Here is a 19,127-nt window from a genome sequence, read left to right on the forward strand (position 1 = left end):
CGGAACAGCACCCACCACCGCAACAGAAATCACCCTCACCACCATCTTCACCGACGTACTCGGACTACCCAGCGATGCACCCTTGTCCATCGACGACGACTTCTTCCGCCTCGGCGGCGACTCCATCTCCTCGATTCTCGTCGTCTCGAGAGCTCGCCGTGAAGGCCTGCAGTTCACCGTGCGAGACGTCTTCGAAAAGCGCACGATCGCGGGTCTGGCCGGGGTCCTGGACATTCCGGAGATCGCGGCAGACCCGATTCCTCTCAGTGCCTCTTCCACGCTCGAACGGCTCCGCGAGGCCGGTGACGAGCCGAACGATTGGGTCTACACCGAGCTGATCGCGATCGACCGGTCAGCTCTATCGGGACTGCAGTCCGCGTTCGTCTCGCTTGTGAACAGGACCGATGCATTGCGGATGAGGGTTTCGCCGTTGAACCGTCGGCTGTGGACATCCGAGATCGCGCCCGCCGGAACGGTCGATCTTTCGAAGCAGGTCGTCGAACTCGATTCGGAGACCAGTGACTCCGCCGCAGCCTCTCGCGTCGCATCGTTGATCAGCATCACGGAGGGTCTACCGGCGGCAATCGCAACGTGGAGCACACCCACCCAGAGCTGGTTACTGGTTGCTGCGCATGCCGCGGCTGCCGACCGAGTCTCGGTTCACGAGATCGCCCGTATTCTTACCGGGCACGTCGAGGGTTCGGCGACTGTGTCACTCGAGACCGCGCTGGAAGCGGTCGATACCGCGGGACAGAACCTCGACGGCGAACTCGCGCAGCGTTGGGTCGATGCGACCGGTGTCAGCCGGCTCGGCGATTCGACCATGTGGTCCGACGGCAATCATGCACACATCCGGGCTGACCTGGCGGTCGAGGCATCGGACTTGCCGGAGCTCATTGCCGAGTCTCTTCGCCAGGTTGCACAGAGAGACTCGACAGAGGTGACGGTCGATCTCGAAACCACTATGGCATCACCGCGACCTGCGATCGGCCCGTTCACCGCAACGTGGCCGTACATCAGCGGGCTGTCCGAAGCCGAACGACGACAGTATTCGTTGCTTCGCTACCACAACCGTGCCGGGCGGCGGAGCTTGCGGAAGTCGAGCAATTCCATTGTGCTCGTGACGAACACCGTCGGAAAGCTCGCCGACCCAGGCTCGAGGGAGGGCGTGGAGACCGCGTACCGCTGCGTGATCCGTTTTTCCGTTACCGATGGTTCGGTGGAGCTCGACGTCATCGGGCTGTCGCAGAGCGCGGTGGCAACACTGGGAATCGAGCTGTCCGCACGGTTCGACGCGGCGACCGACGTCAAGCGCAGCCGAGTGTGAAAGCGGCGTGGAAGTCAACCAAGTACATTCCAGCCTTCTTCGAGATCCCGCATACACCACCGACACAGCGGATCACGATTCGCAAGAACGCGCGCTCACCACCCTGTCGGCGCTTACCACTGTGAAAGCAGTCCAAGCCGGTCCCGGACGCGCTGCACGGATTCGTGCGGCTGTGTGGGAGGTCGCACGGCGGGAAGTACGCGCACGGATCATGCCCTCCGACTCTCGCAAGCACGAGTGTGCGATCGAATCGTGGTCCTGGAGGGCGGCACCGTGGCTGGCGAGGGCACGCACATCTCTGGTGCACCCACCGCGGACAGTTACAGCCCGGCCTCCTCGAGCATCTCCTCCCAGCGGTTGTCGGCATCTGCTTCTTCGACTCCGGCGTCGATCAGCTGCTGGTACTCACTGTGGAGCTGATCTTCGACGGCTTCGTACTTCTGGAGCCACTCCTCGGCCCTGACGCGCCAGTACCCGATGGTCTCGAACTGCGCGTTGCCGAAGCCTCGTTCTTTGCGTAGGTACTTGCGCACATCCCGGCTCGCAGCCGCTTCGCCCGCAAACCACACATAGCCCGGTCCCTCTGGAAGGCGTTCGGCACGTACGGCGTCGGCCAGCTGTGACGGCGAATGCCCGTTGCCGCCGATCAGCCACTCGATGCTCAGGTCCGCACTCGTCTCGATCGGGATCTTGTCGCCTTCGTCGAGGACTTCCACGACTGCCCGGACAGGAAAGCCGGCCGGCAACTCTTCGACGGCTCGGGACAGAGCAGGCAATCCTGTCAGGTCGGCGACGAGGAGTTGCCATGCAGTGTCACTGGGCGGGTCGTACCAGCCGCGCGGTCCCCATAATCCAATGACGTCACCGGGTGTCGCCGCAAGGGCCCATGCCGCCGCGATTCCGCCCTCGTGAGCGACGAAGTCGATCGTCATTTCCTTGGCGGTCGCGTCCCACACCCGAACCGTGTAGTTGCGATGCTCGGGCTCGTCGATGTCGTGATAGGCCCAGTCGCCGTCCTTCTCGGTCATGGCCGGCGGCTTGTCTTCGCCCTCGGCCGGAAAATAGAGCGAGACGCACTCGTCAGCGGTGCCATTCGATGTGTAGTCGGCCAATCCGTCGCCGCCGAATACGACGCGCACGAGCGAGGGAGAAATACGCTTCGCGCTCACCACCTCGGCGTAGGAGAAGCGCTGCAATCCTTTGATCGCCACGTGAAACCTTTCCGATATAGATTGTCCGATTCAGCGTGAATCGGCTGTGAGGTACCCGCCGCCGCTCGGAAAGTATTCGAGCGCAGAGTATTCCGTGCCGTCGCTGCTTCGGACACGGTCGATGACGAGGGCGTGATTACGGCCACGGTGGGCGTCGGGGCCGGCGACGATGGCCATTCCGTCGCCTTCGCGGATGAACACCCTGCCTGGCGTCCCGCCGTAGATGCCTTTTGACACGTGAGCCTGTACGACCGAAATACGCTCACCGCGGTAGTAGGTGAACGCATTCGGGTACGGATCCGACATCGCTCGCACCAGCCGGTCGATGTCCGACGCTTCCCACGACCAGTCGATCAGACTGTCGGTTTCGTGCCGCTTGTGAAAGAAGGTGCGTTGCGCGAGGTCTTGGGGACGCCACTGTGCGGTTCCGGACTCGATGCGCTCGAGTGCTTCGAGCAGCACGCCGGGAATCAGATCGATGGTGGCCCGTACCAACTCCGTTGCAGTGTCTCGGGGTCCGATCGGAATTGCAGCCTGGGTGAGGACGTCACCGGTGTCGAGTTCGCCGTCCATTCGGTGCGCGGTCAGTCCTACTTCGTCGGCACCGCTGATAAGCGCCCACGCAATCGGGGAGAAACCAGTGAACCTCGGAAGCAGCGAGTCGTGGAGATTGAGCGTTCCATGCGGTGGGTGGGCAAAAATTTCCGGCGGCAACCAAGTACGCCAATTGTTGGCGACGATGATGTCCGGCTTCCAGGCCTGGATCTGCTTCTGCATCGTTGCGTCCGGACGGCGAGCAAGATGGACGGGAACGTCGTGTTCGCGAGCCAGGTCCTCGACGGAATCGGCCCAGATGCTTTCGTAAACTTGGTCGCTGGTCGGATGCGTGACAACACCTACCACGTCGTGCACGGAGTCGATCAGGGACTGCAGGGTCTTGTGCCCCCAGGTCTGGTAACCGAACATCACCACTCGCATGGCCAACCTTTCTTCGAAACGACATCGAACAAGGAGCGTCGAACAACTGGAGCAGTCTCCCTATCGATTCCCGCTCACGAGGGCGAAGCGTCTCAACTCGAACGAATCCACGAGCTCCCCGGATCGAACGGCGATGTTGGACAACAGGGATGATGTGAGTCCGTGAGAGTGCTCGGTACCACCCTGCAGGTAGATTCCGCCGGTGATGTGGGACGACGTCCGTAGACGGTAGTCTCGCTCCACTTCCGGCGTGCCGTCGGTTGCGAATACACAGTCGTCGGCAAGTGTGCCGAGGATCCCGTGGAGGTCGAGCGGACGAAAGCCCGTCGCATACACCACAGCGTCGCAGGTGAGCGTTTCTTCGCGCCCCGTCGGACGGTGCAACACAGTAACTTCCACGCCACCGTCGGTCTCTCGCGGGACACTCACCTCGGACGCACCGCGGACGAACAATCGACGTCTGCCCGTCACTCGCTCGGTGTATTCGCGGTTGTACAGTTCCTCGATCAAAGGCAGATCCACCGCTGAGTAATTGGTGCTTCGGTGGTAGGCGATCAACTGCTCGCGGAGCTGGGGGGTGGAGACGTAGAAATCGTCCACGGCCTCTGGATCGAAAACCCGGTTTGCGTAGGGACTGTCGTCGGCGGGGCTGTAGCCGTACTTTCCGAACACACCGTGAACCTCAGCGTCCGAGTAGCGCTCATGGAGGTAAGCGACGACCTCGGCGGCGCTCTGACCGGCACCGACGACGACGAATCTTCCATGGGGCGTCGACGGCAACGAATCCAGATGATCGAGGACACGATGGTTGTGGAATACACGTGCACCCGAGGTGACTCCGTCCGGCAGAGTCGCCGTCAGTCCGCCTGCCAACACCACGTTGCGAGCACGCAGCAGGCCATCACCTTCCGCGCCACTGACGCGTACCTCGAACAGCTCACCGTTCCACGACACCTCGGTGGCCGTGCTCCCGTACAACACGTCCGCGTCGACTTTGTCGGCCGACCACCGCAGGTAGTCGTGAAATTCGATGCGCGAGGGAAAGAACGTCTGCAAGTTGATGAAGTGGTTCAATCGATCTCGCTGCCGGAGGTAGGCAAGGAATGTGTACTCGCTGCGAGTGTTCCGCTGCGTCGCGAGATCCTTGAGAAAAGAAATCTGCATCGTGGCATCCGGAAGGAGCATTCCCGGGTGCCACGTGAACTCCGGTTGACGCTCGACGAAAGCAGACGTGATCTGTTCGCTCTCGGACACCGCTTCGTTGCGTTCGGCCAGCGCGATGGCCAGCCCCAGGTTCGATGGGCCGTATCCGACGCCGAGAATGTCCACCACGTCGCGAGCGCTGTTCACCTTGGGCACGTGCCGTCCTTAGTCAGTCGAGGGATCAACCAGCTAAGCCTAACCTATCTTCATGTCCACATGTCTAGGCCGACCAACTCGCGCCAGCGGAATGACCAACGGAGTGTGCGACTCGGGATCTTCGATGATGCGGCACGGCAACCCGAAGACGGACTCGACGAGGTCCGCCGTGATGACCTCCGCCGGACGCCCGCTGGTCACCACCTCACCGTCCTTCATCGCGATGATGTGATCGGCGTAGCGGCAGGCGTGATTGAGGTCGTGCAGCACCGCGACCATGGTGTTCCCCTGCTCGCGGTTGAGCTGGGAGCACAGCTCCAGCAGATCTATCTGATGCGCGATGTCGAGGAACGTCGTGGGCTCGTCCAACAGCATCAACGGGGTCTGCTGCGCCAACACCATCGCAACCCACACTCGCTGACGCTGGCCACCGGACAACTCGTCGACGAGCCGGCCGGACAGTTCGGTCACCCCGGTCGCATTCATCGCGAACACCACGGCGGCCTCGTCGTCCCTCGACCACTGCTTGATCAGCTTCTGATGCGGGTACCGGCCACGCGCAACCAGATCCGCGACGGAGATGCCGTCGGGTGCGATCGATGTCTGGGGCAACAGCCCGAGCCGACGCGCGACTTCCTTCGCCGGATACGAGCTGATGGCCTTGCCGTCGAGCAGGACGGTGCCTGCCTCGGGCTTCAGCAGCCGCGACAGCGCACGCAGAAGCGTCGACTTTCCACACGCGTTGGGTCCGACGATGACGGTGAACTTGCCGTCGGGAATCTCGACGGAGAGGTTCTCGCTGATGACGCGCTTGTCGTACCCGATGGTCACGTTCTCGGCGTACAGCCGGGCCTTGGCCCGCACCCGAGTCCCCGTATTCGACATCACTGTTTTCTACCTTCCCGAGCCAACAACCAGACGAAGTACGCGCCGCCGATGGACACCGTGACGACGCCGACGGGCAACTGCGTCGGCGCGAACAGACGCTGCGCCGCGAAGTCGCTGAGCACCAACAGAAACGCGCCCATGACCGCCGACGGCAGCAACGCGACCCCTGCCGTTCTGGTCAGCCGTCGAACCAGCTGAGGGGCGGCGAGCGCGATGAACGAGATTGGACCTGCGGCTGCAGTCACCAGCGCCGTCAGCGCGACACCGAGCACCATGAGGATCAACCGTGTCGGCTCGGCGCTGATACCGAGGGCCTTGGCGGCGTCGTCACCCATCTCGAGCATCGGCAATCTCTTGCCGACGACCGCGATGGCAGGCGTCAGAACCACCAGAACCAGCACGACGGGTCCTACCTGCGCCCACCCCAGCCCGTTCAGACTGCCCGCACCCCACACGGCCGCGGCCATGGCGTCGGCGAGATCGGCCTTGATGATCAACCACGTGTTGACCGACGCGAGAACGGCGCTGATGGCGATTCCCACGATGATCAGCCGAAACCCCTGCACACCCTTCTTGAATGCCAGCAGATACACCACTGCAGCCGTGCAGATTCCGCCGATCAGCGCTCCCGCTCCGGTCTGGTAGTAGCCACCGCCGAGCGTCAGGATGACGATCAACGCACCGGTGTACGCACCCGTGTCGAACCCGATGATATCCGGGCTACCCAGAGGATTTCGCGTCAAGGACTGAAAGATCGCCCCCGACACCCCCAGTGCGCCACCGAGCAACAGTGCGAGCGCGACACGAGGGAACCGCCACTCCATCACCACCAGTTCGGTGAACCGCGGCGCATCGGAGAACAGCGCCTGCAGAACCTCGCCCGGCGGAATGTAGTAATCACCCGAGCCGAGTGCAACGACCGACACCACCAGCGACAGTGCGACCAGAACGGCGCACACCACCACGGTCCTGACGTCGATGCGACCGCTGACCTCGTCGTCGGCGAGACGCAGAATACGAACTCGCCGACCGAAATCCACCGAGCTCACAGCCCACTCACCTTCTTACGTCGAACCAGAAGGATGAGGACCGGAGCGCCGACGAAGGCGGTGACGATGCCGACCTGCAGTTCACCCGGCCGGATGACGAGACGGCCGACGACGTCGGACAACAGCAGCAGGCAGGGTGCTGCCGCGACGGTGTAGAGCAGGATCCAGCGTTGGTCGGGCCCGACGAACCAGCGGACCATGTGCGGGATCATCAGTCCGACGAAGCCGATGGGGCCTGCGGCTGCGGTAGCGGCGCCGGCGAGCAACGTGACGGCGACGATGCCGATGGTGCGGGTGTGGGTGACCTTCGCGCCGAGGGACTGAGCCAGGTCGTCGCCCAGAGCGATTGCGTTCAGCGGCCGTGCGATGACGAGGGCGAGGATCAGTCCGACGAGCACGAAAGGTCCGATGGCGAAGGAGATGTCGAGGCCCCGGCCGGACAGCGAGCCTGCGCCCCAGAATCTCATCTTGTCGAACGCTGCCGGGTCGAGCAGGAGCATGCCGGAGGTGATACCGCCGAGGACCGCGGCGAGCGCAATTCCGGCCAGAGTCAACCGAATCGGCGTCGCGCCTGCTCGCCCCATGGACCCGAGTGCATAGACCGCGACCGTGGCCAGAATCGCACCGAGGAACGCGAACCAGATGTAGGACCAGATACCGGTCAAGCCGAGCGCACCGACCGCGAGGGCGACGAAGAACGCAGCTCCGGCGTTGACACCGAGAATTCCCGGGTCCGCCAGCGGGTTACGGGTCATGGCCTGGATCAGCGCACCACTGACGCCGAGTGCGATTCCCACGATGAGACCGAGAACCGTTCGCGGGACTCGAAGTTCGCGAATGATGACGGCATCGTTCGAGTCGTCGTACGCGAACAATCCGTTCCACACCTCGTTCAACGGAATGTACTTGGTACCGACGGCGATGCTGAGCAGGCAGATCACTGCGAGCAGGGCGACAACGACGACAAGGCCTGCGGTGCGTCGGGCGTTGGTCTGGGCGAGACCTCCGGAGTCACCCGTCTTCACAACCGTCGTCATCGTGGTGCTCCCGGAATACCTGCCCTACTCGAATTAGGTACACCTTACACAGGCGCGGCTTACCTACCCGCGGCACCCAACGCGCGAGAGATGTCGCCTGCCTGCGCGTCGAGTTCGGACCGTTGCGGCGACGTCGGACGCGCCCGTAGACCGAAACCGTCCCCCACGGTCCGCGGGATGACGTGCAGGTGGACGTGGAAGATCTCCTGGCCCGCCACTTCTCCGTCGGCGAGGAAGAAGTTGACGCCGGCGATGCGCGGATTCGTCGCCCGCAGCGCGGCCGCGACTTTCTGCCCGACGACGAACAGGTGCGCTCCGACGTCCGGTTCCAGCTCGGCGAGCGACCGCGCCTGCGTGCGGGGCACGACGAGCACGTGACCCCTCGTGACCGGCCTGATGTCCATGAACGCCACCGCAACGTCGTCGGAGTACACGAGGCTGGATTCGGCGTTCCCGGCAATGATTTCGGCGAAGATCGTGTACGGATTCATACCTCGCAAGTCTAGGCAGAGACTGCGACCTCCCCGCGCCCCGACTAGAGTTCGCCCATGGGATTGTTGGGCGGGGTTCTCTTCGACATCGACGGCGTGCTGGTCACGTCGTGGCAGCCGGTTCCGGGTGCGGCCGAGGCGCTGGACTATCTGGACAGCAAGGACATCGCACGCGCCTTCCTCACCAACACCACGTCGAAGACCAGATCCCAGATCGCCGACGCGTTGACCGAAGCCGGCATGCCGGTCCACGCCGACGAGATCGTGACCGCGTCGTCGTTGACCGCCGATTACCTGCGTCAGTCCTATCCCGGGGCGCGCACGGTCCTGATCAACAACGGTGACATCGCCGGGGACATGCCAGGAATCGAGTTCGTCGACGAGGGCGACGGTGATCCGGACGTCGTGGTCGTCGGCGGCGCAGGTCCCGAATTCACTCACGAACGCCTCAGTCGCGTCTACGACTGGCTCTGCCGGGGAATTCCCGTCGTCGCGATGCACCGGAGCCTGATGTGGACGACGGGCGCAGGACTGCGCATCGACACCGGAATGTATCTGGCGGGGATGGAGAAGGCGTCGGGGCACACGGCGAAAGCCATCGGCAAGCCTGCACCGCTCGGATTCCAGACCGCTGCCGAGCGCATGGGCGTCGACCCGGTGGACGTCGTGATGGTCGGCGACGATCTGGACAACGACGTGCTGGCGGCTCAGGTCGTGGGTATGACGGGGGTGCTCGTCCGCACCGGAAAGTTCCAGCAGGACGTGCTCGACCGCCGATCCAAGCAGGAATTCGGCCTGCAACCGAACCATGTCATCGGCTCGGTCGCAGACCTTCCCGGTGTCCTAGAGAATCGGTGACGGCGAGTACTTCGCGGCCGACGGGAACTGACTGACCAGCGTCTCCACGTCGGAGACGACGGCCGCCACCTGCGCTTCGGCGGATCCGATGAAGGCCGACTTGTCCGCGAGGGCTGCGTCGAGCGCAGCCCGATCCAGCGGGATTCGATCGTCGGCCGCGAGGCGATCGAGAAGGTCGGGCTCCTGGCCCTGCTCCCGCATCGCGAGCGCGACGGCCACTGCGTGTTCCTTGATCGCCTCGTGCGCGGTCTCGCGGCCGACGCCGGCGCGCACGGAGGCCATGAGCACCTTCGTCGTCGCGAGGAACGGCAGGTAGCGCTGCAGTTCCTTGGCGATGACGGCCGGGTAGGCGCCGAACTCGTCGAGCACGGTCAGGAACGTCTCGATCATTCCGTCGATGGCGAAGAACGCATCGGGCAGTGCCACGCGGCGGACGACCGAGCAGAAGACGTCGCCCTCGTTCCACTGTGCGCCGGCGAGTTCGGCGGCCATCGAACCGTAGCCGCGGAGCACGACCTGTAGGCCGTTGACGCGTTCACACGAGCGGGTGTTCATCTTGTGCGGCATCGCCGACGACCCGACCTGACCCGGCTGGAAGCCTTCGGTGACCAGCTCGTGGCCCGCCATCAGACGGACGGTGTGTGCGAACGAGGACGGACCTGCACCGAGTTGAACGAGCGCGGATACGACCTCGTGATCGAGGGAACGCGGGTAGACCTGGCCGACGCTGGTCAGTACGTGCCGGAAACCGAGGTGATCGGCAACGATCCGCTCGAGCGCGGTCAGCTTGGCCGAGTCGCCGCCGAACAGATCGAGCATGTCCTGTGCGGTGCCCATCGGGCCCTTGATTCCGCGAAGCGGGTAGCGCGCGATCAGTTCCTGCAGCCGGACCAGAGCGATCAGTGTCTCGTCCGCGGCGGATGCGAAGCGCTTGCCCAGCGTCGTCGCCTGGGCTGCGACGTTGTGGCTTCTTCCCGCCATCACGATCGACGAGTATTCGGCGGCTTTCTCCGCGAGCCTGGCTGCGACGGCGACACCGTGTGCGTGGATGTGCTGGAGGGACCGCAGGATTTGTAGCTGTTCGACGTTCTCGGTCAGGTCACGGCTGGTCAGACCCTTGTGGATGTGCTCGTGACCGGCAAGAGCATTGAACTCCTCGATGCGCGCCTTCACGTCGTGGCGCGTCACGCGCTCGCGCTCGGCGATGGACTGCAGGTCCACCCGATCCAGCACACGTTCGTAATCTGCGACGGCGGAGGACGGAACATCGACGCCGAGGCTGGACTGAGCCTTGAGGACCGCTATCCAGAGCTGACGCTCGAGCACGATCTTGTGTTCCGGAGACCAGAGGTCCACCAGTTCAGGGCTGGCGTAACGGGTGGCGAGGACATTCGGAATGGTCACGACTGCCCAGTCTAGCTAGCCCCGGCAGGAGCGAGAACGTCGAGGACTGCGAGAAGCATCGACGACGCCATGGCCCGCGGTTCCGGGTCGACCTCGCCGAGAGCTCCGACGACGGCGCCGTCGACGACCGCTACCAGTCTTCGCAGTTGCTGCTCCTGCACGATTCGGCCGGATCTGCGCAGGACGTCGGTCAGCAGATCGTCGGTCTGCGCGCGCAACCGCAGCTGGACTTCGCGGAGCTGCGGGTGCCGGGCAGAGGCGATGAAGCGCTCGTAGCGCGCGATCAAACGTTCAGGGCCGTCGTCGACCGCTCCCTGTGGTCCGATGAGAAGGTCGACGATCAAGGCGACCGTCGAACCGGTGTCGTGCGCCAGGTCTCCCAACGAATCGATCCGGCCGCGCATCACTTCGAGTTCACGTGTCCCCAGAAGTTCGACGGCACAGGCGATCAGGTCGTCCAGCGACTCGAAATAGTAGGTCGTCGACGCCAGCGGTAGCCCCGCTTTCGCGGCAACGGCACGGTGACGCACGGCGTCGAATCCGCCTTCCACCAGTAGATCCGCCGCCGCGCACGACAATGCGTGCCGTCGGCGCTCCCCTTTCGGGGTCGCACCGGAGGCCTTGCTCGGCGAATCGGTGGGACCTGCTGACATTCGAATCATGGTGCCAGCCCGCGTCGGTTCGTCTGAGGTAAACGGTGTGGAATCGTGAAGATCATGCACTTTTCGACTATCGACCTCCGTTCGGACACCGTGACGCGCCCTTCACCGGAGATGCGGCAGGCGATGTACGACGCCGAGGTGGGCGACGACGTTCTCGACCACGACCCCACCATGGCCCGGCTGGAGGAGCGCGTAGCGCACCTGCTCGGGTACGAGAACGCACTGTGGGTCCCCAGTGGATCGATGGGAAACGTCATCGCGTTGATGCTCCATCTACGACGCGGTGACGCCTTCCTCGCTCCTGAGCATGCACACGTCCTCGGTTCCGAGCTGGGGACAGCGGCGTGGCTGGCGCAGGGAATGCCACTCGCGCTGCCGCACGACGCGGGACCAGGGCGGCCGACGCCTGCTGCCGTCACCGCCGCTGCGGGCTCCGGGCCGTACTTCACGCTGTCGACGACGTTGTTGTGCCTCGAGAACACCCACAATTTCGCCGGCGGGGCCGTGTTCGACGCCGACGAATGGACGGCTCTGCTGGCCGCAGCGCGCGCGAAGGGACTGAAGGTGCACCTCGACGGCGCGCGCGTGTGGAATGCGGCCGTGGCGCTCGGGGTACCGGTCTCGGATCTGACGCGCGGCGCCGACACCGTCCAGGTCTGCTTGTCCAAGGGACTCGGCGCACCGGTAGGTTCGATGCTCGTTTCCGACTCCGCCCGCATCACCGAGGCCAGGCGGATCCGCAAGATGCTCGGTGGAGGAGTGCGCCAAGGCGGTGTCCTCGCCGCGGCGGGTCTGGTGGCGCTGGACACCGTCGACTCCCTTGCCGACGACCACGCCCATGCCCGTCTCCTCGCCGACGGCCTCCGCGAGCGCGGCTGGACCGTCGACGAGCCGCAGACCAACATCGTTCTCGCCGACGGACCACTGACCGTCGCCGAGCTCGCCGATCTCGGGATCGCCGCGGTCAGCGTCGTCGGACGAACTCGATTCGTGACCCACCGGGATGTCTCACGATCCGACATCGAGGAAGCCCTGAGTCGTCTCTAGAGCACGGGCGCGAGGCGGGTCAGAGCCTCTTCCACGTGCTCGGTGGTCCCGGCGAACGAGAACCTGACGGTGTGGTGGCCGTGCACGGTGTCGAAGTCGACACCGGGGGCGAGCGCCACACCGGTCTCGGCGAGGATGCGCTCGCACCATGCCCGTGAGTCCTGCGTCAGGTGCCCGATGTCGGCGTAGGCGTAGAACGCGCCGTCGGCGGGTGCCAGGTCGGTGACGCCGGCCGCGGTCAATCCGTCGAGCAGGATCCGCCGGTTGACGGCGTAGCGCCGGACGTGGCCGTCGAGCTCGGCGCGCGACTCCTCGGTGAACGCCGCGACGGCCGCTACCTGAGAGATCGCAGGCGGGCACACGGTCATGTTCGACGCCAGGCGCTCCACCGCGCGGTGCAGGTACGACGGCAGCAGCATCCACCCGAGTCGCCACCCCGTCATCGAGAAGTACTTGGACACCGATCCGATGACGACCGAGGAGGTGCGCGAGGTCTCCCACGCGCTCGACGTCGTCACGTCCCCGTAGGAAATGCCGTGGTAGATCTCGTCGGAGATCAGGAGGGTTCCGTTGGTCTCGCACCACCGGGCGATCGCGGCCAACTCGTCGGCGTCGACGATCGTTCCCGTCGGGTTGGCGGGACTGGCGATGATCAACCCCTTCGGCGGCTCGGGGAGTTCTTCGAGCATCGCGACGGTCGGTTGGAACCGCGACTCGGCGCCGCAGTCCAGTTCGACGACGCGGCAGCCGAGGGCCGCGAGCGTGTTCCGGTACGCGGGATACCCCGGACGGGCCATGACCACGGTGTCCCCGACGTCGAACGCAGCGAGGAACAGCAGCGTGAACGCGCCGGACGATCCGGTCGTCACCACCACCTCGTCGGGGTGCACGTCGATGTTCGACTCGGCCGAGTGATACGCCGCGATCGCTTCCCGAAGCGGCAGAATGCCGAGAGTTTCCGTGTACCCGAGCAGATGACCGTCCAGAGCCTCACGAGCGGCCCGCAGCACCGGTGCCGGCGCAGGCGTCGACGGCTGCCCCGCAGCAAGCGACAGCACGTCCCCGTGCGTTCGACTTCTCACGGCAGCAGCCTTGAACACGTCCATGACGTGGAAGGGCTGGATCTCGGACCTCGACGACGGAGTACGCACGCGCTCGAGGTTATCGCTACGTTCGTGGGGTACGCCTGCCCAACCACCCGAGGTCGATTCGTATGACACACCCCACCGCACACACCGTCGCCGATGCTCTCGACGCACTGCGCGAGACGACCCCGTTGGTTCAGTCACTCACCAACGTCGTCTCGGCGAACTTCGTCACCAACGTCCTTCTTGCGGCGGGTGCGAGCAACGCACACATCGACAACGTGCACGAAGCTGCCGCATTCGCGGCGGTCGCAGGAGGGGTACTGGTCAACCTCGGCACCCCGGACGACGGCACCGCCGAGGCTTTCGTTCTTGCCGCCGACGGAGCGGTGGCAGCCGGAACACCGTGGGTACTCGACCCTGTCGGCGTCGACGGCCTCCCGTGGCGTACGTCCCTGGCTGCCGACCTGCTCACCCGGCGCCCGACGGCTATCCGCGGCAACGCTTCCGAGATCGTCGCACTCGCAGGCCTGGGCAGCTCGACACGCGGAGTCGACAGCTCGGTCGATTCGAAAGACGCCGTACCGGCCGCGATCGCATTACTCGACCACGCTGACGCGGTGTCCGCCTCCGGACCGATCGACTACCTCGTCGGGCGCGGCAGCAGCGGTCCAGTAGGCCTCACGGTCGGAGGTGGCAGTCCCCTTCTGACCAAGGTCACGACAACGGGATGCTCGCTGGGCGCACTCGTCGCTGCCTACCTGGCCGTCACCCCGGATTCGCTGACCGGGCTCACGGCCGCACACACGCACGTGGCGGTGGCAGCGGAGTTGGCGGAACACACGTCGTCGGGGCCCGGATCTTTCTCGGTGGCGTACCTCGACGCCCTCGCCTCGGTCACTCCGGACGACATCCGCGCGCGGGCACGGATCGAGCCGCTCGAGCTGTAACCGGTCCATCCACAGGCGTACTCGTCAACGCAGCAGGGGTGCCTGATGCTCCATTCCTTCGACGGATACGCGGTTTTCCGCGCATTCGACTCGATAGTGGAGCATCAGGCTCGGGTCCTCAGAGTGAGATGCGCCCTTCGAGCGCAGCGAGGCCGATATCGGTGCGGTAGTGACTGCCCGGCAACTTGATCGCGTCGATCTTCGCGTACGCGTATGCCCTCGCCTCCGCGAGATCCGCGCCCGAACCGACGACGCTGAGCACGCGGCCACCAGCGGAGACGACTGCGCCGTCCTTGTGCGCGGTGCCTGCGTGGAGTACACCGTCGGCATCCGCACCCGTGATGACGTCGCCCGTACGCGGACGGCCGGGGTAGTTCTCGGCTGCGACCACCACGGTCACGGCCGAGCCGTTCTTCCACTGCAGCGGCTCGAGCGAGTCCAGCGTGCCGGTGGCCGTTGCGTTCAGGGCCTCGCCCAGCGGGGAGTCCAGCAGCGCGAGCACTGCCTGGGTCTCGGGATCGCCGAAGCGGCAGTTGAACTCGACGACAGCCGGTCCTTGCGATCCGATGGCCAGCCCCGCGTACAGCAGACCGGAGAACGGCGAGCCACGACGCACCATCTCGGCGGCGACGGGCTCGACCACCTCGGTGACGATCTGCTCAACCACGGACTCCGGCAGCCACGGAAGCGGGGTGTAGGCGCCCATGCCGCCGGTGTTGGGACCGGTGTCCCCGTCGCCGACGCGCTTGTGATCCTGCGCCGGAAGAAGAGGAACCACGGTCTTGCCGTCGACGAGGCAGAACAGCGACACCTCGGGTCCGTCGAGGAACGATTCCAGCAGCACCGGATGCCCGGTCTCGAGCAACTCGGCAGCGTGATCGCGAGCAGCGAGGCGATCGGTGGTGACCACGACGCCCTTGCCTGCCGCGAGTCCGTCGTCCTTGACGACCCAGTTGGGGCCGAAGCGGTCGAGGGCTTCGTCGAGCTTCGCCGGCGAATCGACGATTTCACTGTGCGCCGTTCGCACACCCGCAGCCGCCATGACGTCCTTGGCGAATGCCTTCGAACCTTCGATTCGAGCAGCGTCGGCCGACGGTCCGAACGTGGCGATACCTGCCTCACGCAGAGCGTCGGCGACACCCAGCACGAGCGGGACCTCGGGTCCGATGACCACCAGATCCGCCTCGACCGTGCGAGCCAGCTCGGTCACCGCTGCACCGGACGCAACGTCGACCGGATGCTGCTCGGCGAGTGCCGCCGTGCCTGCATTACCCGGAGCGACCAGCAGTTTGCTGACCTTCGGGTCCTTGCTCAGCGCAAGAAGAAGGGCGTGCTCACGAGCACCGGAACCTATGACGAGTACGCGCACAGTGCATCAGACTATCGGCTCGACTCCCATCGAAGAAAAAGATGGTCAGCTCAGGTCGTACATCGTCACGCCGTCGACCGTCGTGGCGGTGTAGTTGGCCGCGACCCACTCGGAGATGTCGGCGGATGTTCCGGAACCGCTGCCACCCATTCCTCCGCCTGCAATGAAGTAGTGGATCTGTCCGTTCGCCACGTACTGCTGGAATTGCTCGAGCGTCGGCGACGGGTCGGTGCCGTTGAATCCGCCGATCGCCATGACGGGATCCTCGGTGGCCAGTTGGTAGCCGGAGGCACTGTTGGATCCGACGGTCGCCGCGACCCAGGTGTAGGAGTCGGCGTCCGCTTCGAGTAACGCAGTGATCGCCTCGGTCGGTGCACTGCCGCTGAGCAGACCACCGGCTCCGCCGCCCATGCCACCGGCTCCGCCGCCCATGCCACCGGCTCCGCCGCCCATGACACCGGCTCCGCCGGGAAGCCCTGCGGGCATCTGACCGCCCTGCATCGGGAAGCCCGGCATTCGAGATTGACCGTCGCGGGTACGGCCGTCGTCCATTCCTCTGCCTCCGCCGAATCCGCCTGGTCCACCCATGCCTGTCGACGGCCCGGCCGAGACGATGGATCCGGTGTGCGGGGTGGCGATGGTGTCGAGTGCGTACGCGGTCGGGCCGGCGAGGCCCGCGAACAGCACCGTGAGAACTGAAACAACTGCCAGCTTTCCGCGGGTCATGACCGGGATCAGCAGCGCGAGTGTTCCGAACAAGCCGACAACGAGGACGGTCCAACGCAACCACGGTACGAAGTCCGCACTACGTCCCAGAAGAACCCACGCCATCACTGCGGCCGCGCTGGTCGCCACAGCCATTCCGACACGCACCCAGTACCGCTCGCGGTTGCGCCACGCGAGCACGCTGCCCGCGCCGATCAGTGCTGCCACAGCAGGTGCCAGGGCCACCGTGTAATAGGAGTGGAAGATGCCCGCCATGAAGCTGAACGTCAGACCGGTGACCAGCAACCACAGTCCCCACACCGTCAACGCCGCGCGCTGAGGATCGATGCGACGGGCACGTCCGCGGATCACGAGACCGAGTGCCAGCAGGATCAGCGCCGACGGGATGAGCCATGCGATCTGACCGCCCTGCGAGGCGTCGAACATACGCGTGATGCCCGTTTCACCCCACATGCCACCTCCTGCACCGCGGCCCGGGCCACCGGCACCGCCGCCACCCGGGGTCACGCTTCCGGTTTCCTCACCGTTGAGGCGGCCGAGACCGTTGTATCCGAGCGTCAGTTCGAGGATGGAGTTGTTCTGCGAGCCACCGATCCACGGCCGTGACGACGCCGGCCACAGTTCGACGACGAGTAGCCACCAGCCGGCCGACACGATCGCCGCGCCCAATGCGGCGAAGAGCTGGACCGATCTGGTGACGAACTTCGGCCGGCCGAAAGCGAGGTACATCAACGCGATCGGCGGAATGACGAGCATCACCTGAAGCTGCTTGGTCAAGAACCCGAACCCGACGAACACTCCGGTGAGCACCAGCCAGCGGGTACGCCCGTCCTCGATGGCCCGCATCGATGCCCACACCGCGGCGATCATCAGCAGCACCAGCAGGGCGTCGGGATTGTTGAAGCGGAACATCAGTGCCGCAACGGGAGTGACTGCGAGGGTCAGTCCGGCGAGGAGACCGGCGGCAGATCCGAACTGACGACGAACGGTCGCCCACAGGAGTGCGACGGAACCGACGCCGAGCAATGCTTGCGGGATGAGCATCGCCCAGGAGCTGAGTCCGAAGACGCGAACCGACAACGACATCACCCACAACGACATGGGTGGTTTGTCGACGGTGATGGAATTTGCCGCGTCGGACGAGCCGAAGAAGAACGCCTTCCAGGACACCGAGCCGGCCTGCACGGCAGCGGAATAGAACGAGTTCGCCCAACCCGACGCACCGAGGCCCCAGATGTAGGCAATGGCAGTACCCACCAATAGCACCGCGAGACCGATCCATTCCCATCGAGCTCGAGTGTGCCGGGCCGGCTCGTCGACTGGGCGCTGCATCAGCGTCGTCATTTCTGCACGTCCTTCGGACTGCGGAACACCCAACGAAGCGCGATGAATCGGCACACCGTCGCAACGAGATTCGCGACGACGAGCACCCCGAGTTCGAGGTGCCGCGACACATCGGGCGCCACCGCGTGCAGTAGCGCGAGTGAACCACTGGTGACCAGCAGCGCGAAACCGAACACCAGCAGCCCCTGCAGTTGGTGGCGGCCGGCGTTCTCGGCCCCGCGAACACCGAACGTGAAGGCACGGTTCGCCGCGGTGTTGAGGACTGCGGTGATCAACAATCCGAGGAAGTTGGCGGCCTGTGCGCCGATCAATGGGTGCAGCATCAGATACAGCAGCGCATACGCGACCGTGCTTGCGACGCCGATGATTCCGAAGCGCACCAGCTGCCCGACCATTCCGTGCGGTACTCCGGCCACGAGCGGCTCCCGTCCGAGACTCTTGCGCAGTTCCGCGACCGGCAATGCACCCGACGCCAGCGCTCGGCCCACTCGCCAGCATCCTTCGAGGTCCTTCACGGCGGTGTCGACGATGTTCACGCTGCTGCCCGGATCATCGATCCAGTCGACCGGCACCTCGTGAATCCGCAGACCCACTTTCTCGGCGATGACGAGCAGTTCGGTGTCGAAGAACCAGCCGTTGTCCTCCACCAGCGGAAGGAGTGTGCGCGCGACGTCGGTACGCATCGCCTTGAAACCGCACTGCGCGTCGGAGAACCGCGCACGCAGCGAGGTACGCAGGATGAGGTTGTAACTGCGAGAGATGAATTCACGCTTCGCTCCGCGCACCACCCGCGACGATCGGCTCAAGCGTGAACCGATCGCGAGATCGGAGTGCCCGGAGAGCAGCGGAGCGATCAGAGGCATCAACGCGTTCAGATCCGTGGACAAATCGACGTCCATGTAGGCAACGACGTCGGCATCGGACTCCAGCCACACTGCTTTCAGCGCTCGGCCACGTCCCTTCTCGTCGAGGTGATGCACGTGCACACCGTCGATCTCCCCAGCCAGTCGCTCGGCGACGGCGAGCGTGTCGTCCGTGCTGGCGTTGTCCGCGATCGTGATCTGGGCGCGAAACGGGATGGTCTCCTCGAGGTGCGCGTGCAGTCTGCGAATGCACTGCTCGAGATCCTCCTGCTCGTTGTAGACCGGAATGACCACCTCGAGGACGGCTGTCGCAGCGTCACCCGGGGACGAGCTGGGCTCACGGCCACCTGCTCGGAGTAGCGAGTTCGATGTCATGAACCACAGATTCGTCTGCCTGCCTGCGACCAGCCTGGATCCAAGCTGGCAGTTTCCTGTGCCGCCGGAGTGGAGCCTGCGGAATGACCCATGGGTCCCGCCCG

17 protein-coding genes are annotated in these 19,127 nt (G+C 65.0%); 4 read left to right on the forward strand and 13 right to left on the reverse strand.

Annotated features, from left to right (window positions below):
• The coding region (locus tag CH293_RS04815; RefSeq protein ID WP_255122699.1) for a phosphopantetheine-binding protein at nucleotides 1-1,327 on the forward strand (1,327 nt) is incomplete at its 5' end.
• Nucleotides 1,328-1,647: 320 nt separating this feature from the next.
• On the opposite strand, the gene CH293_RS04820 is transcribed toward CH293_RS04815, so the two are convergent.
• Genes CH293_RS04820 through CH293_RS04850 form a run of 7 tightly spaced genes read right to left on the reverse strand, consistent with a single transcriptional unit; the run spans nucleotide 1,648 to nucleotide 8,340 of the window.
• A complete protein-coding gene (locus tag CH293_RS04820; RefSeq protein ID WP_019663636.1) occupies nucleotides 1,648-2,538 on the reverse strand; it encodes a siderophore-interacting protein in 891 nt (296 codons plus the stop codon).
• Nucleotides 2,539-2,568: 30 nt separating this feature from the next.
• Nucleotides 2,569-3,516 (reverse strand): methionyl-tRNA formyltransferase, encoded by a 948-nt coding sequence (locus tag CH293_RS04825; protein WP_037107395.1) that lies wholly within the window; start codon nucleotides 3,514-3,516, stop codon nucleotides 2,569-2,571.
• A 60-nt stretch (nucleotides 3,517-3,576) separates the two neighbouring features.
• Nucleotides 3,577-4,875, reverse strand: coding sequence for a lysine N(6)-hydroxylase/L-ornithine N(5)-oxygenase family protein (locus CH293_RS04830; RefSeq protein ID WP_020113369.1), 1,299 nt, complete (start codon nucleotides 4,873-4,875; stop codon nucleotides 3,577-3,579).
• A 39-nt stretch (nucleotides 4,876-4,914) separates the two neighbouring features.
• A complete protein-coding gene (locus tag CH293_RS04835) occupies nucleotides 4,915-5,760 on the reverse strand; it encodes an ABC transporter ATP-binding protein (RefSeq protein WP_094719531.1) in 846 nt (281 codons plus the stop codon).
• Nucleotides 5,760-6,812 carry an iron chelate uptake ABC transporter family permease subunit gene (locus CH293_RS04840; RefSeq protein WP_094719532.1) on the reverse strand — a complete coding sequence of 351 codons (1,053 nt, stop codon included), beginning with the start codon at nucleotides 6,810-6,812 and terminating at the stop codon, nucleotides 5,760-5,762. Before CH293_RS04840 ends, CH293_RS04835 begins: the two co-directional genes overlap by 1 nt.
• Nucleotides 6,809-7,849, reverse strand: a complete 1,041-nt coding sequence (locus tag CH293_RS04845) for an iron ABC transporter permease (RefSeq protein WP_094719533.1) — start codon at nucleotides 7,847-7,849, stop codon at nucleotides 6,809-6,811. Before CH293_RS04845 ends, CH293_RS04840 begins: the two co-directional genes overlap by 4 nt.
• 59 nt (nucleotides 7,850-7,908) lie before the next feature.
• On the reverse strand, nucleotides 7,909-8,340 hold the full coding sequence (locus CH293_RS04850) for an HIT family protein (protein WP_037107388.1): 432 nt from the start codon (nucleotides 8,338-8,340) through the stop codon (nucleotides 7,909-7,911).
• A gap of 57 nt (nucleotides 8,341-8,397) precedes the next feature.
• On the opposite strand from CH293_RS04850, the gene CH293_RS04855 reads away from it, so the two are divergent.
• Nucleotides 8,398-9,198, forward strand: a complete 801-nt coding sequence (locus tag CH293_RS04855; protein WP_037107387.1) for an HAD-IIA family hydrolase — start codon at nucleotides 8,398-8,400, stop codon at nucleotides 9,196-9,198.
• On the opposite strand, the gene purB is transcribed toward CH293_RS04855, so the two are convergent.
• Complete coding sequence (purB, locus tag CH293_RS04860) at nucleotides 9,184-10,602, reverse strand: adenylosuccinate lyase (RefSeq protein ID WP_094719534.1); 1,419 nt, start codon at nucleotides 10,600-10,602, stop codon at nucleotides 9,184-9,186. The genes CH293_RS04855 and purB overlap by 15 nt on opposite strands.
• A gap of 11 nt (nucleotides 10,603-10,613) precedes the next feature.
• A complete protein-coding gene (locus tag CH293_RS04865) occupies nucleotides 10,614-11,264 on the reverse strand; it encodes a TetR/AcrR family transcriptional regulator (protein ID WP_037107384.1) in 651 nt (216 codons plus the stop codon).
• Nucleotides 11,265-11,318: 54 nt separating this feature from the next.
• Here CH293_RS04865 and CH293_RS04870 point away from each other — a divergent pair, with 54 nt between their 5' ends.
• A complete protein-coding gene (locus tag CH293_RS04870) occupies nucleotides 11,319-12,311 on the forward strand; it encodes a low specificity L-threonine aldolase (RefSeq protein ID WP_037145075.1) in 993 nt (330 codons plus the stop codon).
• On the opposite strand, the gene CH293_RS04875 is transcribed toward CH293_RS04870, so the two are convergent.
• Nucleotides 12,308-13,417 (reverse strand): pyridoxal phosphate-dependent aminotransferase, encoded by a 1,110-nt coding sequence (locus tag CH293_RS04875; protein WP_255122700.1) that lies wholly within the window; start codon nucleotides 13,415-13,417, stop codon nucleotides 12,308-12,310. The two genes, CH293_RS04870 and CH293_RS04875, sit on opposite strands and share 4 nt — an antisense overlap.
• 107 nt (nucleotides 13,418-13,524) lie before the next feature.
• Here CH293_RS04875 and thiM point away from each other — a divergent pair, with 107 nt between their 5' ends.
• Nucleotides 13,525-14,346, forward strand: coding sequence for a hydroxyethylthiazole kinase (gene thiM / locus CH293_RS04880; RefSeq protein ID WP_094719536.1), 822 nt, complete (start codon nucleotides 13,525-13,527; stop codon nucleotides 14,344-14,346).
• Between the two features lie 118 nt (nucleotides 14,347-14,464).
• On the opposite strand, the gene purD is transcribed toward thiM, so the two are convergent.
• The 3 genes from purD to CH293_RS04895 are packed head-to-tail and all read right to left on the reverse strand — an operon-like array spanning nucleotide 14,465 to nucleotide 19,023.
• Nucleotides 14,465-15,715, reverse strand: coding sequence for a phosphoribosylamine--glycine ligase (gene purD / locus CH293_RS04885; protein WP_094719537.1), 1,251 nt, complete (start codon nucleotides 15,713-15,715; stop codon nucleotides 14,465-14,467).
• Between the two features lie 45 nt (nucleotides 15,716-15,760).
• Entirely contained in the window at nucleotides 15,761-17,785 is a 2,025-nt protein-coding gene (locus CH293_RS04890) for a glycosyltransferase family 39 protein (RefSeq protein WP_094719538.1), read from the reverse strand.
• Complete coding sequence (locus CH293_RS04895; RefSeq protein ID WP_037107373.1) at nucleotides 17,782-19,023, reverse strand: bifunctional glycosyltransferase family 2/GtrA family protein; 1,242 nt, start codon at nucleotides 19,021-19,023, stop codon at nucleotides 17,782-17,784. The genes CH293_RS04890 and CH293_RS04895 overlap by 4 nt, the downstream gene beginning before the upstream one ends.
• Nucleotides 19,024-19,127 lie beyond the last annotated feature (104 nt).

It is taken from the genome of Rhodococcus sp. 14-2470-1b, assembly GCF_002259415.1.
Classification (GTDB): Bacteria; Actinomycetota; Actinomycetes; order Mycobacteriales; family Mycobacteriaceae; genus Rhodococcoides.